Origin of the sequence: Parabacteroides hominis (genome assembly GCF_014287585.1) — a bacterium.
In the GTDB taxonomy this organism is placed as follows: Bacteria; Bacteroidota; Bacteroidia; order Bacteroidales; family Tannerellaceae; genus Parabacteroides; species Parabacteroides hominis.
Genome location: NZ_JACOOJ010000007.1, coordinates 23,160 through 37,591, shown reverse-complemented (window position 1 = coordinate 37,591; position 14,432 = coordinate 23,160). Strand labels below are relative to the sequence as shown.

Annotated in this window: 11 protein-coding genes and 1 riboswitch; of the genes, 2 read left to right on the top strand and 9 right to left on the bottom strand. The window is 49.5% G+C overall.

Annotated elements, in window-relative coordinates; translation table 11 throughout:
• Positions 1-17: 17 nt before the first annotated feature.
• The 8 genes from priA to H8S65_RS05705 form a co-directional block, all read right to left on the bottom strand.
• Positions 18-2,546, bottom strand: a complete 2,529-nt coding sequence (priA, locus tag H8S65_RS05740) for a replication restart helicase PriA (protein WP_186929058.1) — start codon at positions 2,544-2,546, stop codon at positions 18-20.
• A 114-nt stretch (positions 2,547-2,660) separates the two neighbouring features.
• A complete protein-coding gene (locus tag H8S65_RS05735; RefSeq protein WP_186929057.1) occupies positions 2,661-3,248 on the bottom strand; it encodes a porin family protein in 588 nt (195 codons plus the stop codon).
• Between the two features lie 345 nt (positions 3,249-3,593).
• Positions 3,594-3,790, bottom strand: a riboswitch (cobalamin riboswitch).
• A 63-nt stretch (positions 3,791-3,853) separates the two neighbouring features.
• Positions 3,854-4,669, bottom strand: a complete 816-nt coding sequence (murQ, locus tag H8S65_RS05730; RefSeq protein WP_186929056.1) for an N-acetylmuramic acid 6-phosphate etherase — start codon at positions 4,667-4,669, stop codon at positions 3,854-3,856.
• Positions 4,670-4,715: 46 nt separating this feature from the next.
• Positions 4,716-5,834 carry a lactonase family protein gene (locus tag H8S65_RS05725; RefSeq protein WP_186929055.1) on the bottom strand — a complete coding sequence of 373 codons (1,119 nt, stop codon included), beginning with the start codon at positions 5,832-5,834 and terminating at the stop codon, positions 4,716-4,718.
• Positions 5,835-5,864: 30 nt separating this feature from the next.
• Entirely contained in the window at positions 5,865-7,145 is a 1,281-nt protein-coding gene (locus H8S65_RS05720) for an acetylxylan esterase (protein ID WP_186929054.1), read from the bottom strand.
• 29 nt (positions 7,146-7,174) lie between these two features.
• A complete protein-coding gene (locus H8S65_RS05715; protein ID WP_186929053.1) occupies positions 7,175-8,026 on the bottom strand; it encodes an ATPase in 852 nt (283 codons plus the stop codon).
• Positions 8,027-8,033: 7 nt separating this feature from the next.
• Positions 8,034-9,344, bottom strand: coding sequence for an MFS transporter (locus tag H8S65_RS05710; RefSeq protein ID WP_186929052.1), 1,311 nt, complete (start codon positions 9,342-9,344; stop codon positions 8,034-8,036).
• Entirely contained in the window at positions 9,341-10,276 is a 936-nt protein-coding gene (locus tag H8S65_RS05705; RefSeq protein WP_186929051.1) for a DUF4922 domain-containing protein, read from the bottom strand. The genes H8S65_RS05710 and H8S65_RS05705 overlap by 4 nt, the downstream gene beginning before the upstream one ends.
• Positions 10,277-10,644: 368 nt before the next feature.
• On the opposite strand from H8S65_RS05705, the gene H8S65_RS05700 reads away from it, so the two are divergent.
• Positions 10,645-11,757, top strand: coding sequence for a TolB-like 6-bladed beta-propeller domain-containing protein (locus tag H8S65_RS05700; protein ID WP_186929050.1), 1,113 nt, complete (start codon positions 10,645-10,647; stop codon positions 11,755-11,757).
• On the opposite strand, the gene H8S65_RS05695 is transcribed toward H8S65_RS05700, so the two are convergent.
• Complete coding sequence (locus H8S65_RS05695) at positions 11,742-13,208, bottom strand: glycosyltransferase family 2 protein (RefSeq protein WP_186929049.1); 1,467 nt, start codon at positions 13,206-13,208, stop codon at positions 11,742-11,744. The genes H8S65_RS05700 and H8S65_RS05695 overlap by 16 nt on opposite strands.
• 97 nt (positions 13,209-13,305) lie before the next feature.
• Between H8S65_RS05695 and H8S65_RS05690 the strand changes: the two genes are divergently transcribed.
• A complete protein-coding gene (locus H8S65_RS05690; protein ID WP_186929048.1) occupies positions 13,306-14,424 on the top strand; it encodes a Card1-like endonuclease domain-containing protein in 1,119 nt (372 codons plus the stop codon).
• The last annotated feature ends 8 nt before the right edge of the window (positions 14,425-14,432 follow it).

Below are 14,432 nucleotides of genomic sequence, written 5' to 3'. Positions count from 1 at the left end.
CCCCCGGCAATTGACTCTCAAGCCGGATCTACATCATAGTGCACGATCAACTGCTTAAACGGCAAGTAGCGTTGCATTTCGGTGTGTACCGATTCCAGTATCTCACGTACCGGAGCGATCGCGGCGGCAATCTCTATCTTTAAAACAATTTTCCGGATATGAAGGGTTTGTACACGCGTGATCGGCGGAGTGACCGGACCAAGCACACGTTCCCCCAGACGGCGACGCAGGTTTTCGGCGTATAAAGCCGATAGTTCTTGCAGGATCGAATCATTCCGGCTACGCAAGACTATCACGATCAAACGGTAGTAAGGCGGATAACGGAACATGCTCCGCTCACCCAATTGAAGACGCACCATCTCCTTATAGGCGAAACGTTCCACCATCCGGATCAACGGATGGTCAGGCTGAGACGTTTGCAGGACAACCGTCCCTCGCTTATCCCGCCTTCCGGCACGGCCGCTCACCTGTACCATCAACTGGAAGGCGCGTTCATGGGCTCGAAAATCCGGGAAGTTCATCAGGCTGTCGGCATTCAGGATACCGACCACACTGACGTTACCGAAATCCAGGCCTTTCGATAGCATCTGGGTTCCGATCAATATCTGCGTTTTACCTTTCTCAAAGTCCGCGATGATCCGCTCGTATGCCGTACGGGTACGGGCGGTATCGAAATCCAGACGCTCGACCTTGGCAGAAGGGAAGAGGGTGGCAATCTCCTCCTCCACCATTTCGGTCCCGAACCCCATCGTGTGCAACGTAGAGACGCACGGCCGTGCGTCTCTACACGGCCCGCCCGATTGTACGTTTCCGCCCGATTGCGTGTCCGCACCTTGGCATTCCGGGCATTGGTGAGGCAACTGGATTTTATATCCGCAATAATGGCATACCAACTCACCCCTGAACTTATGATATGTCAGGCTGACATCGCAATTGACGCAATGGGGAACCCAACCACAACTCTTGCATTCGATCACCGGAGCGAATCCCCGGCGGTTCTGGAACAGAATCGCCTGCTCTCCCTTCCCTAACGCCTCGCCTATCTTTTCCACCAAGACCGGCGAAAAGAGCGTATCTTTCATGATCTTCTTACGTCTCAGTTCCTTGATATCGACTGTCAGTATTTCCGGCATCAACTGGTCGCCATAACGGGTAGTCAGCTCCACCAGACCGTATTTGCCGGTAGTGGCATTAAAATAAGAATCGATGGAGGGAGTAGCAGAACCCAACAATGTTTTCGCCCCATGCATACCGGCCAGCACCAACGCCGCATTCCGGGCATGATAACGAGGAGCCGGGTCTTGCTGCTTATAGGTATTCTCATGCTCCTCGTCCACAATAATCAAACCTAAATCCTTGAAAGGCAAAAACAAAGAGGAACGGACACCTAACACCAGCATCGGCTCGCCCGTATGCAACAAACGGTTCCAGACTTCCACCCGTTCGTTATCGGAAAACTTGGAATGATAGACAAGCAGCTTATCGCCGAACAACTTGGCAAGCCGTTCCGTGATCTGGGTGGTGATGGCGATTTCAGGCAGCATATACAAAACCTGGCGTCCCATCTTCAGCACCTCGTCGATCAGCCGAATGTAGACTTCCGTCTTTCCACTGGAAGTAACACCGTGCAACAAGCAGACTTCTTTCTCCCGGAAGATATCATGTATCTCCCCGTAAGCTTTCTCCTGCGCCGCACTTAAAGGGTTAAGGGGCTGTAGACGACAAACCGGAACCTGCAACCTTCCCACCTCTTTCTCATAACTTTCCAACACGCCCCGCTTCAACAAGCCGTCCAGTATAGCCGGAGAACAACCGCTGCTCTCCAACAATTCCTTCTTCGACAATTCGCGCACCAATACCGGATTAAGTGCATGGCTAAGCTCCAGGAAACAGATCAGCAAGTGCTCCTGCTTCTTCGCCCGCTTGAAGTCTGCAAATACAGCCTGTAGTTTTTCTTCATCTTTATACGCCTCGGCAAGACGTATAAAGGTCTGCATCTTCGGCACAAAGCCCCGTTTCAGTTCCTCGCTCACCTCGACCGCACCTTTAGCCATCAGGGAGGCGACAACTGGCACGACATTCCGTAGCCCGGTTTTCTTCTCCAGTTCGGAAACCGTCAGTTTCAAGACACCGGTAAAGGCATCCAGCACAACTTGCTCATTCGGCCGCAAAGGGCCGTCGGCTTCGAACTCTTCATTATAGGTGACAGCCGTTTCGCTCTCCAGTTTCAGACCGGAAGGCAAAGCGGCCTTATAGACATCACCCAATTTACACAGGTAATAGGATGCGATCCATCTCCAGAAACGAAGTTGCGGACGGCGGAGGACAGGCGTGGCGTCCAGCAAGGCATAAATCTCCTTCGTCTCGTACTGACTATCGGCCCCACGCTCGTGCACATCCATGACGATAGCCGTATAATAACGCTTCTTTCCGAAATGAACGATCACCCGGCAACCGGGTGTCACCGCCTGTTCCAGATCGGGCGGTATGCTATAGGTATAGCTGTTCTCTAACGGAAGCGGGAGTATAACGTCTGCGTACTTCATTCTTATCTTTCTTTATACGAACCAATGTTCATAGCGATGCCAAAAGTAACAAAAAAGGCCGGACTGCTAAAGCCCGGCCTCCGTTTATCTGATCGCTTATTTTCTTTATTTCTTTTAGAACAGGATAGCAGCCGTAATCGACCACCCCCGGTTCTTACCGTTCAATTCCAACTTGGATGCGCTATAATCATCCGTCAAGCCGAGGGCATAATTGAAACCGACCTGCAAATGTTTGATCAGTTCCACGCCGGCGCCGAGATTCAAACCGGCATTGAAACTTTTTGCCTTCAACTGGTCTCCGACCGATCCCGGAATATCCCAGAACTTATCGCCGCCCACACGGAAACCGACATACGGACCGGCAGCCAGATATCCTTTGATAATAGGCAAACCGAATTTCCATTTCAGGTTAACCGGAACATCGATATAGTCATTCTTAATGTCTTTCTCGCTCTTCACGCCTATCCCTTTTTGCGAATACAGGATAGCCGCATCAAAACCGACTCCCATTACCGGAGCCATCACTTCCACCATCGGACCGATATTAAAGCCGGTCACATTATCCTTTCCGACAATATCTTTATTGAAATGGACAGACGAAATGTTCAAACCGCCTTTTATACCGAACTTAATCTGGGATTTCGCAGGCACGGCAATCAACGCCATCACTGCCAACAATATAAGCCCTACAATCTTCTTCATACTTTTTCTTTAATTAGTTAATACGAGTTACAAATAAACGCACTTTTCCTATAATAAACAAATATCACCGTCTAAGTGTTGCCTAAGTCGAATTTCAACCGACTTCCAACAGTTATTTTCCTATGGACGGAGTAGGAACTTTCGCCCACAAAAACAGATTGATCCGATAATATTAGAAAGCATGAACCGGGGGGCGGAGCTCATCCCGCACGCAGATTCATGCCTCTTTTCCTAATTATTATGGCAAAATAATTAAAAACAAGTACAATAGGCTACGGGAAACGGGAATTAAGAAAGGCAAAAGCCTGCGGCTTCACTGTTCTCTTCCGGCCTTTCCTCGAAGCCGTCGAAAAAATATGCGTTGCAGGTCTTCTGACTTACTTCCGGTATGAGCGCCTTCCCAACTCGCGTCAGTGGCATAAAAGAATTGCCCAATCCGTTTTGAAGCTTACAGCAGCGGGACTGTCCGGGATTTGCACCCGATTCCCTTTTAATCCTTTTCCGCAGATTGCGAAGCAGGAACAATGCATGGGACAAATATAAAGATATTTTCCATATATTTCTCATCTTCTTACAGAAAAAAGCTGAAACCGACTCCAGACCCGTTAATCTTTGCGATAAGCCTCGACAGCTTCCTGAACGGAGCCGTACATCAACAGCAGATGGCGGGATTGGTTATAGGGAAGATTCAATTCCTCGGCAACCATGCGGGTTCCACGGTCTATAAGTTTCTGATTGGTGAGTTGCATATTGACCATCCGGTTTCCTTTAACCCTACCCAGTCGGATCATAACGGAGGTGGAGATCATGTTCAGGATCATTTTCTGCCCCGTGCCGGATTTCATACGGGAACTGCCGGTGACAAACTCCGGCCCGACAATCATTTCGATTGCAACATCGGCCTCCATCGCCATCGGCGAATCGGGATTGCTGGAAATGGAGGCGGTCAGGATGCCCTGTTCACGCGCTTTGCGAAGGGCACCGATCACATAGGGAGTCGTCCCGGAAGCGGCAATACCGATCACGGTGTCCTTCGTATTGACCTCGTGCTCCAACAATTCCTGCCAGCCGCGTTCCTCATCGTCTTCAGCATTCTCCACCGGATTCCGGAGGGCGGTATCGCCGCCGGCTATCAAGCCGATAATCAGTGTGGAAGGCATCCCGAACGTCGGGGGGATTTCGGAAGCGTCCAAAACCCCCAACCGTCCGCTGGTCCCGGCTCCCAGATAAAAGATCCGTCCGCCCTGCTTCATGCGGGGAACGATCTGCAAAACCAATTCTTCTATTTTGGGGATTGTCCTTCGGACAGCCAACGCCACTTTCTGATCTTCCGTATTGATATCTTCGAGCAGCTCCCGGACGGACTTCCGTTCCAGGCCGTTATAGAGAGAATCCTGTTCTGTTATCTTGATGAATGACATAGCTTATTACAATTTGCAGGTGCAAAGCTACTAAAAAATATCACATTCACATGTCAGTGAACTTCAGGCAAACGGGCTTGCTTACCCGGATGTCTTTTCCCGTATCTCTCAATAAGCCGCTTTGCTTGTCTATTTCGTAAACCTGCACGACATTACTATCCCGACAGGCGCAAAGCAGGAACTTGCCGTTGGGGGTGATGACAAAATTACGCGGATGAGTGCCGGTCGGCTGATAGCCGACCTTTGTCAGTTGCCCGTCTGCCGGATCGACAGAGAAGATCGCGAGGCCGTCGCCTTTCAGACGGTTGGAGGCATACAGGAAACGGCCGTCGGGTGTGATCTGTATATCGGCACTGCCGGAGACATGCAACGTGTCGGCTTCTACAAACTGAACCGGGGTCAGGTTGCCTTTGTCGTAATGCATGAAAGCGACGCGGCCCGAAAGCTCGCTGATCAGGTAAGCCCATTTTCCGTTCGGATGGAAAACCGTATGGCGCGGTCCTTCTCCTGCCGGCAAACTAAAAGAAGCAGGCGTTCCTTCCCGCAGACTCAAGCCCTTATCGGAAGCGATGATATCGTATTTATAAATCCGGTCCGTTCCCAAATCGTTGGCATACAAACAGCTCTCGTCCGGCGAGGCGTACACGCAATGCAGATGCGGGACTGCCTGGCGTTCGGAGCCCGGTGTTCCTCCTTCATACGCATATACTTTAGCCGGTTGCAGAGTGCCATCGGCCGAGATCGGGAAAACGCTTATGCTTCCGCCGTTGTAGTTGGCCGTGACAGCCATCCGGCGTTTACTGTCCACCCAGATATAGCAGGGAGCGCTCCCATCCGTCTTCTGCTGGTTCAGCAAAGAAAGCGTCCCGGTATGTTTGTCAAACGAATAGGCGCATACTTTTGCGTCCGGCACAGCGGTTTCACTTACCGAATAGACAAACTTGCCATCCCGGCTCACTGCCAGATAAGAGGGATCCTGAATGCCCGACAAGCTCTTCACCGGCACAGCAGTCCCTTTCTCCATATCGAACCGATACAGATTTATGCCTGAATCCGCTGCATCCGCATACGATCCGACAAACAAAAACAACTCACTCTCCTTTTGCATACACGATGTAATTGCCATAACTAACAATCCAACTAAAAAATACTTTAATTTCGACATACCTGTGTTATTATTAACCGGGAAGCGTATTTACTTCCCGCATTTATCTTTCAGCCATTCAATACGCTCCGACTGCTGTTCCGGATACGTCCAGTGACCGGTTTCGAGGTAAAGACGCAAATCCTTCGCTCCCGGAATAACATTGTAGGCCGAATACATGGAGGTCGGCGGACAAGTCACATCATTATATCCCCAGCTATACCAGCCCGGAGCGTTCACCCGGCGGGCAAAATTCACGACATCGAAGTAAGCAAGCGTTTCCACTTCGTTTGCTACAGGCTGTGCATTCCGGTAATAATGCGGCCAGCCTCCCGCACGTTTATGCAAATAACCGGCATAATCGCACAAAGCCGGATAGAAAGCAGCGAGGAACTTAATACGCGGGTCCAATCCAGCCGTGACAATAGACAAGGCTCCTCCCTGGCTCCCACCGGTCACACCGACCGTATTTCCGTCAAACTCAGGCAAAGAATAGAGGAAGTCCACAGCCCGCACGCAACCGAGATAGACACGTTTATAATAATGTGTATCGCGATTATTCTTGTTCACCGCATTATATCCGTTCAATGCCCCGGCAGCCAGATTCGAATAGACTTCCTGAGGCATGGTTACGGGAATGCCGTGTATTCCAAGATCCAATGTTATAACATTTTCTCCCAGGTTAAACCCGTAAATAGGCTTCACACCTGCTCCGGGAACCTGGAGGATTGCCGGATATTTACCGGATTTCTTCGGAACAATCAGAATGCCATACATACGGGAACCGGGGCGTTCATTCTGGAAGCTGACATGATAAACATTCTGTGTGGAAGTGCATCTTTCCGGTAGCAAAGTCATCTTGGGATCGAGCGGTTGCTTGCGGGCTTCCGCAATAGCCTTTCTCCAAAAGACATCGAAATCTGAGGGATCAGCGGTTGTCGGCAGGATTTTACTTTCATCTACGGCGACGGTTGCCATTCCTTCGTACTTACGTCCGTCGACCTTTGCCGTTACCTTGCAACGCAGGAATCCGGGTTCAGCCATCTTCGCTTTCAGCGTCGTTTTTCCATCCGCCAAACGAATGTCCTTCTTTACAACCGTCGGAAAACATTCCGGTCCCAACTCATAATCCACAACAACATCTTTCAACAAATTCTCATTCCTGAAAACCTGTACCGTAAACTTCACTTCTTCTTTCGCCTTGCACTTCCAATCGGCACGATCAGGCGAAACTACTACATTGATCAATTTCTGAGCTGGTTGTGCCAACACCAACGCACAATTTCCCAACATCCCCAGAAGCAAACAGAATAAGAATAAAGATTTTTTCATGATAAAAACTGAATTAGATAATTTATTATTTATAAAACACTGTGATACCGGACCAGACCTTGGACCGGACTTTGAACGATCGTACCTAACCGAAGCCCGAACTCACGAGCTACATCTTTCAATATAGCCTGATAATACCAGGCTATGGAGCCTATCAGATGGACAGGATGATCCCGGCAATCATACTGCATGACATTGCGGGCAAAGAACGCCCGGAAACTATTACTCACCAGATTATATATGGCCGGCTCTTCTATATGCCGGAGCAAAAAAGGAGATAAACTTGCCAGGAAGCGATTCGGGAAAGGTTGCTTATAAACCTTTTCCATAATGATAGCCGGCGTCAGGCCGGACTCCGCAAAGAAAACCTCTTGCAAGGCTACCGGCAACTGGTTCTTCAACACATCCCCGACCAGCAATTTTCCAAGCACGGCCCCACTCCCTTCATCTCCTAAGATAAAACCTAACGGCGATATGTTATTGACAATGTCCTTTCCGTCATACAGGCAGGAATTGGAACCAGTCCCCAAAATACAGGCAATGCCGGGGCTGTGGCCACAAAGGGCGCGGGCGGCTGCCAGCAAGTCGCTGCCGACCTCCACCGGAACCGGCAGATAGTGCGTGACAGAGCGGCGTAAAATCTCGTTCTTTTCCGGGAATGCACATCCGGCGCCATAAAAGTAAACGGCCTCGATAGAATCATATTTCTTTATCCGGGGAATCAGGTTGTCCCTTATTTCAGCCGAGATCTCTTCTTCCGTCTGGAAAAAAGGATTAATCCCCCGTGTCTTGATCCGGTCTATTTCCTGATTGCCGGCCACGATAGTCCAATCCGTTTTCGTAGAGCCGCCATCCGCTATCAATATCGTTTTCGCCACCATAATATATTTAGTTATCTCCTTGTTTCTTCTTTTTCCCAAATTCGGGATCGATCTTCAGGCAGGCCGTGACAAGCAATGTTACCAGGCAACATCCCATCACCCACCAAAAGAAGTTCTCGTACCCCAACTGTTCCTGCAACCAGCCGGCAGCCATTCCGGGAAGCATCAGGCCCAAAGCCATAAAAGCCGTACAGATCGCATAATGTGCCGTCTTATGTTCTCCATCGGAATAATAGATCAGATACAACATATAGGCCGTGAAACCGAAGCCGTACCCGAACTGTTCGATAAATACGCAAATGTTGACGATCCATAAATTATCAGGCAACGCACTGCTCAAATAGATAAAGACAGCGTCAGGCAGGGAAATCGCCAACGCCATCGGCCAGATCCATTTCTTCAATCCTCCCGCCGAAGCGGCGATACCTCCCAATATCCCGCCCAATGTCAAACCGATCGTTCCGATCGTCCCGTACACCAGCCCGATTTCAGTCGTCGAAAGCCCCAAACCTCCCACTTCGCGGGGATCGACCAGGAAAGGCGTTACCAATTTAGCCAACTGGGCTTCCGGGAAACGGTACAACAGCATGAACAGGATCGCGACAAAGGCTTGTCTCTTTTTGAAAAAAGAGGCGAAAGTTGCGAAAAACTCTTTTAAGATCGTGGAAGGAGTCACCGTTGCAGAAGGCTTATCCCCTTTCGGGAAAGGAAGTATATACCGGTGATACAGGAACAAAGCTAAAAACAGCCCGCCCAAAATAAAGAACGTAACAGACCAGGCAAGCGGAATATTCCCCGTACTGTTCTCCAAGAATCCGGCAAACATGACCAATACACCCTGCCCGGCAATAATCGCAATCCGGTAAAAGGTACTCCGGATGCCGACAAAGAAAGCCTGTCCATGCGAATCGAGGGCTAACATATAAAAACCGTCCGCCGCAATATCATGCGTGGCGGAGCTAAAAGCCAGCAACCAGAAGACGGCCAACGAAGCCTGGAAAAAGAATGTCGTCGGGATCGTAAACGCGACTCCGGCAAGTCCGGCTCCGATCAACAACTGCATCGTGACCACCCACCAACGTTTGGTCTTCAGCAAATCCACAAAAGGGCTCCAAAAAGGTTTGATCACCCAGGGCAGATTCAGCCAACTCGTATAAAGGGCAATATCGGTATTTGAAACTCCCAGGCGCTTATACATCAGGACAGACACGATCATCACCGCGACATAAGGTATTCCCTGCGCAAAATACAGGGAAGGAACCCAGAACCAGGGAGACCGAACAGACGGTTTATCAGACAAAGGCTTATGTGGTTTCATGCTTCTTCTCTTATTTTCCGGATGAGCTGATTCTTCTCTTCCTCCGTAATACTTACCTCCTTCCAGACCTTTTCCAAGTCTGCAAATGTCACTTTCTTAAAGTCCTTTTCCAAAGGGACGACAAACAGGCCGGCCATCTCGACCGTTGCCGGGCTGATCAGGATATTGGCATCCCCTTCGGCATAATAGCAGGAAGGACGCAATTCCCGCCGGGGGAAGATACACGTAATCCACACATCATCCTCCCGCCAGACCAGCAGGTTCATCATCGGTTCGTAGTCATCCGGTTTAACCGGCATCACATCGTATAACAACTCGAAAACAGCCGCCGCCTCACCTTTATCTCTCGACACAAGGATAAAACAGACCGGAAGGCGATCGACAGAAGCATAGAAACCCGTCCGTTCACTTTCCCAGGCGACCTGTTTCGAGAAGTTCAGCCAATTTCTCACAACCGGAAATCCCTCTTTCTTCCCAGCCTGGAAATGCATATGGTCCGGAGCGGAAGCACCGCATTTCGGACCATTATAGAACAAGGCATAGTCGGATAAATCCGAAACGATGTCCAGCATATCCCCGTAATAAGGTTTTATCTGTTGCCTTTCGTGCCAACGCAGGGGAACGGTCAGATGGTCTTCGAAAATAGGATAAGGATTGACCAGTATTTCAAACGCATCGTTATACGTCACTCCTTTTTGCTCTTCCGGCCGATGGCAGAAAAAACAGGGACGCGCCTGCAAGGATGCCTTGTCGATCTTAGCGGCGGAAGAACGAATCCGTTCCGGGTTAAACTGAAGAATCGTTGTCCTGTAATCATCCTGAAAATAGCGCGTCTGCACATTAGCCAAAGAGGCATAATTCTCCCTTGCCAGTTTCCAATCCTGCTTTTGGCAGAGAAGAAGCAAGTCTATTTGTTGTTCCAAATCATTCATAAGCATCGTGTTTTCACGGTTGTCAGCTACTTTTCCCGCAACACAAATGTAGTGAAAAAAAACAGGTCACATACTTTTATCCGGTTAATAAGAAAGAATTACCGAACTGTTCCTTAGAAATTAGCCCGAAAGATCTTATCCGTAAGTTGTCCGCTGGACGGCGAACGATCGTTCGCTGGCTGGCGGTCGATCGTTCACTGGCCGGCGGACGATCGTTCACCGGCCAGCGAACGATTTATGCATAAGTATCTTTTCACTAATTCATACCGGACAAACGGATAACAGATACGGAAGAAAGAAAGAAAAGACAAAGAAGAAAACATTCACCGAAAAATGTATATCTTTGAACAAACGATAACTCAATTGCCATGAAACACCTATTCTTCTTTTCTTTTTTGGTTATCTTAAGCCTGTCGGCTTGCGGCGGAAAGCAAAACACGACTGCCGGAGTTGAAAACGAGATGCCGCCGACAGACACCGTCGCCGTCGAAGTAATCCCGGAACTTCCGCCTTTGGAAGCCGGAGAAGTGTTCCTCAAAGGAAAAGAGGCATTTTCCGAAGAGGCGGAACTGACGGGGACGCATATCGAGGAACCGGATACTTTCATCTTCAAGCCGGTCGAACCGACTATGCTGATCAAGGACAGCCTTTTGATTATGGGTTGCAAGGATGCACCGTTTTATGTCTTCCGCTATCCTTCGCTTACTCACGTGAAAACAATCGGTGACCGGGGAAACGGGCCGGATGAGTTTATGCTGCCGGTCGCTGTAGAATCTTTTGATCCGGCCTATCTTTGCTATATGCTGGACGGATATAACGGCAACCTTTATGGCCTCGACTCTCATCTGGAAGTTCATTTTATTAAGAAAACATTCGACCGGCACTCGGTCTGGGATTATGTCGAACATGCTTATCCGGCGGGAGAGAAAGCAATCGTCTACCAAATGGGCAGCAACATCTACCGTGTCTCCTTGGAGAATGATTCGATTAAACGGGAAAAGCTGTATAATCTGCGCCTGCAACAAGGCAAAGGCATACCGACGACAGGAGCGCTATGCACCAATCCCGGACGCGACCGGATGGTCTACGCCTATAAATACACCAAGATCATCAAGTTCATGGACATGGAGGCTAAAACTGTCCGGACGCTCAACTTCGAGCAATCCGAGTTCGACGAAAAGACACTGACTGTCAGGGACGGACTGGACGCAAACGTCACCCATTATATGCAAGTGCTGCCGACCCGCGATTATGTCTATGTCACCCACTCAGGACGAAGTCCTTACGTTGTAGCGGCTGAAAACACGAAAGGCAACAACTATATGTATCTCGAAAAATACGACTGGAACGGAAATCCGGTCAAACGATACAAACTGCATGACTTTTGCGTCTACAATGTCATAGACCCAAAAGCGAGCACGCTGGTCATGACGACCTATTACCATGACGACCCATTCGTGGTCTATCACCTGGACGAATGAGCGTTCAAGGCGATCCGCGCCTGCAATTCCCAGGTACGGATGCGGTCTTTGTACGTATTATGCCCGTTCATTTTCACGACGTCGAGCGCGGCATCCGAATTATCTTCCCAGCGACGGCAGAGGTAAAGGACATCGTAGATGCGCCCGATCTGCCAGGTGCGGGAGATACGCAGCCCCAAAGCATAATCTTCTCCATAGCTGGTATTCGGAAGGTTGATTTCCCGGAGCACAGGTGTATAAAATGCACGGGGAGCACCTAAACCGTTAATACGAAGCGCGTTGTTACGTCCGTTTTCAGGCGTCCATTCCCGATGGTCGATGATGCCGGGCGGTATTTCGTTCATCTTGAAATCAGTCATCCGATAGGTTCCGACAACCATCGCACAGTTCTGTTCGTAAAAAGCATTCACGATCTTCTGCAACGTATCAGGACCGCTATACACATCGTCACTATCGAGCTGGACGGCAAATTTACCGCAAGCCGGATGATGCACCCCCAAGTTCCAGCAGCCGCCAATCCCCAGATCGGAACGTTCCGGGACCAAATGGATCACACGTTCGTCAGCGGTATATTTTCCGATTGCTTCGGAAGTCCCGTCTGTCGAATGGTTGTCCACAATGATCAGGTTAAAACGGAAGGTCGTTTTCTGTGCCAGCACGGAGCGGATGGCATCTTCTATCGTACGGATGCGGTTACGGACCGGGATGATGACGGATGCTTCCTGCTCGAAACCACCGGCATCGAAAGCTATCGGTTCAAAGTCAGGGGCAAGATAACCGCCGATCCGTTTCAGGTAGGCCGTACAAGCAGACTCCATCTCGATCTGCACCGCCCGGTTCTTCGGATCGACATAATCGAACAGCTTCTCTCCGCTCTTGCGGGTATCCGGCTCCGCCTCCGAGTACAAATATTCATTGACATGAACCAGTTCGGCCAGCTCCGACACACGAAGGCGAAGGTCATACAACCCGGCGAAACGGTAATCGGCATCCATTGCCCGGACCGCCTGCTTCAAGACAGATGAACGGAAGAACAAGAGGGAACCGAAATCAAAATCATCACGCAGGCTTCCCTTCTGATAGTCTATGACAGGAGCCGGTTTATAGTTCCCGTCTTTTACCTGGTAACGATCTGCATAGAGCATTCCGGCATTCGTATCGCCGGCAATAGCCAACAGGCGTTCGAAGGCGAACTGTCCCGGTTCGAAAGCCGTATATTTAGTATATAATAATGTATAGGCCGTATCTGCATGTAAAGCGATCGTCCTGAAAGTGGCGGAACTGGTCGGCGAATCGATCATCAGCATCTCACAGCCCTCGACCGCACCGGGAACCTTTTCCGTTGCCAACAGGTAGATATTCTTTACCCGGTCACACAGCCTCAACGCTCTTACGGTTTGCCTGGCTTGGGGTAAAGAGAGGAACGGAATAAAACAATTTATCATTTCCATAATGCAATTAGTTGATACCGGAACAAAAATAAGGATAAAATATGAGCTTTTGCCGGAAGAGAAAAGTATCTTTGTAAGTATATCAAAAATAAAACAAATGAAACACCAGATAATACTACTTGGAAAAGACATAACTTCGGTCTATCACGGCATCAAAGAGTTCGGTGCAGACCATATTCACCTGCTCTACACAGATGCCACCGATCATATCGAAACGCCCATGTACCCGCTGTTGCCACCAACCATCCGGTGCAACCGCTACAAGACAGAACCTTACAACGGGAATAGCGTGATCGAAGTTTGCCGCCAGATCCACCAGAAGTATCAGGGGGAATTTATCTATAACCTTTCCGAAGGGACAAAGGTCATGGCATTTGCCGCTTTCGTCGTTGCCAAAGAATCGGAAGCCGATGCTTTCTATCTGACGCAACACGGAGAAGTCGTCCACCTCAGCCGTTTTGAAAACCATCCGTTACAAACGACACTCAACAATGACGAGATTCTCAGCCTGAGCGGGAATACCCTCACTGCTTATCACGATGCAAAAGAACTAAGCAATGAAGATGTCAAAGCCTCCATGCGCATCAAACAATTCATCGAACAGTATCCGCAGGAGCATGCCCGCATCCAAAAGTTCTTCAGTATTTTCTGCAAGCGTCAGCTCAACCGCCTGCCGACCTCCAAAATCTTTGCCAACAACCTGCGGTTCAAACAAAGGAACGGCTCTATCCTGGTCACTTTAAGGGAATATGTTTTGCTCCGCCTCCACCAAAGCAATGCGACCCAGCTCTATTTTGAAGGACGTTGGTGGGAAACGCTGGTCGCCAACCAGGTCCGTAACTGGAGCATGCAACGGGAAAACTCGCCCGAAGTATGGCGCAGCGTCATTTTCCAGACAAACGAGAAAGACACGCATCCGAAAAACGAGGTCGACGTTTTGTTGAACAACCAGCAGAAACTGATCTTTATCGAATGCAAATCCGGCAATGTCACGCAAAACGATATTTACAAGATAGATGCAGTTCGGGAAACCTACGGAGGCGACATCTCGCAGGCCGTGCTCGCCAGTTACTATCCGGTGGAAGAGAATTTGCAGGATAAATGCAAAGACTTGCAGATACATCTCTTCGCTCCGAACTTCCTGACCGAACGAAGTACTTATTTAAATAAAATGCCAGCTTGGTTGGACAAGCTGGCAGATGATCTTCAGTTATAAGTCCGTAA

Bases quoted from the DNA above. Each gene is read 5' to 3' on its own strand.
- priA (WP_186929058.1), bottom strand. From the start codon at position 2,546: ATGAAGTACGCAGACGTTATACTCCCGCTTCCGTTAGAGAACAGCTAT.
- H8S65_RS05735 (WP_186929057.1), bottom strand. From the start codon at position 3,248: ATGAAGAAGATTGTAGGGCTTATATTGTTGGCAGTGATGGCGTTGATT.
- murQ (WP_186929056.1), bottom strand. From the start codon at position 4,669: ATGTCATTCATCAAGATAACAGAACAGGATTCTCTCTATAACGGCCTG.
- H8S65_RS05725 (WP_186929055.1), bottom strand. From the start codon at position 5,834: ATGTCGAAATTAAAGTATTTTTTAGTTGGATTGTTAGTTATGGCAATT.
- H8S65_RS05720 (WP_186929054.1), bottom strand. From the start codon at position 7,145: ATGAAAAAATCTTTATTCTTATTCTGTTTGCTTCTGGGGATGTTGGGA.
- H8S65_RS05715 (WP_186929053.1), bottom strand. From the start codon at position 8,026: ATGGTGGCGAAAACGATATTGATAGCGGATGGCGGCTCTACGAAAACG.
- H8S65_RS05710 (WP_186929052.1), bottom strand. From the start codon at position 9,344: ATGAAACCACATAAGCCTTTGTCTGATAAACCGTCTGTTCGGTCTCCC.
- H8S65_RS05705 (WP_186929051.1), bottom strand. From the start codon at position 10,276: ATGAATGATTTGGAACAACAAATAGACTTGCTTCTTCTCTGCCAAAAG.
- H8S65_RS05700 (WP_186929050.1), top strand. From the start codon at position 10,645: ATGAAACACCTATTCTTCTTTTCTTTTTTGGTTATCTTAAGCCTGTCG.
- H8S65_RS05695 (WP_186929049.1), bottom strand. From the start codon at position 13,208: ATGGAAATGATAAATTGTTTTATTCCGTTCCTCTCTTTACCCCAAGCC.
- H8S65_RS05690 (WP_186929048.1), top strand. From the start codon at position 13,306: ATGAAACACCAGATAATACTACTTGGAAAAGACATAACTTCGGTCTAT.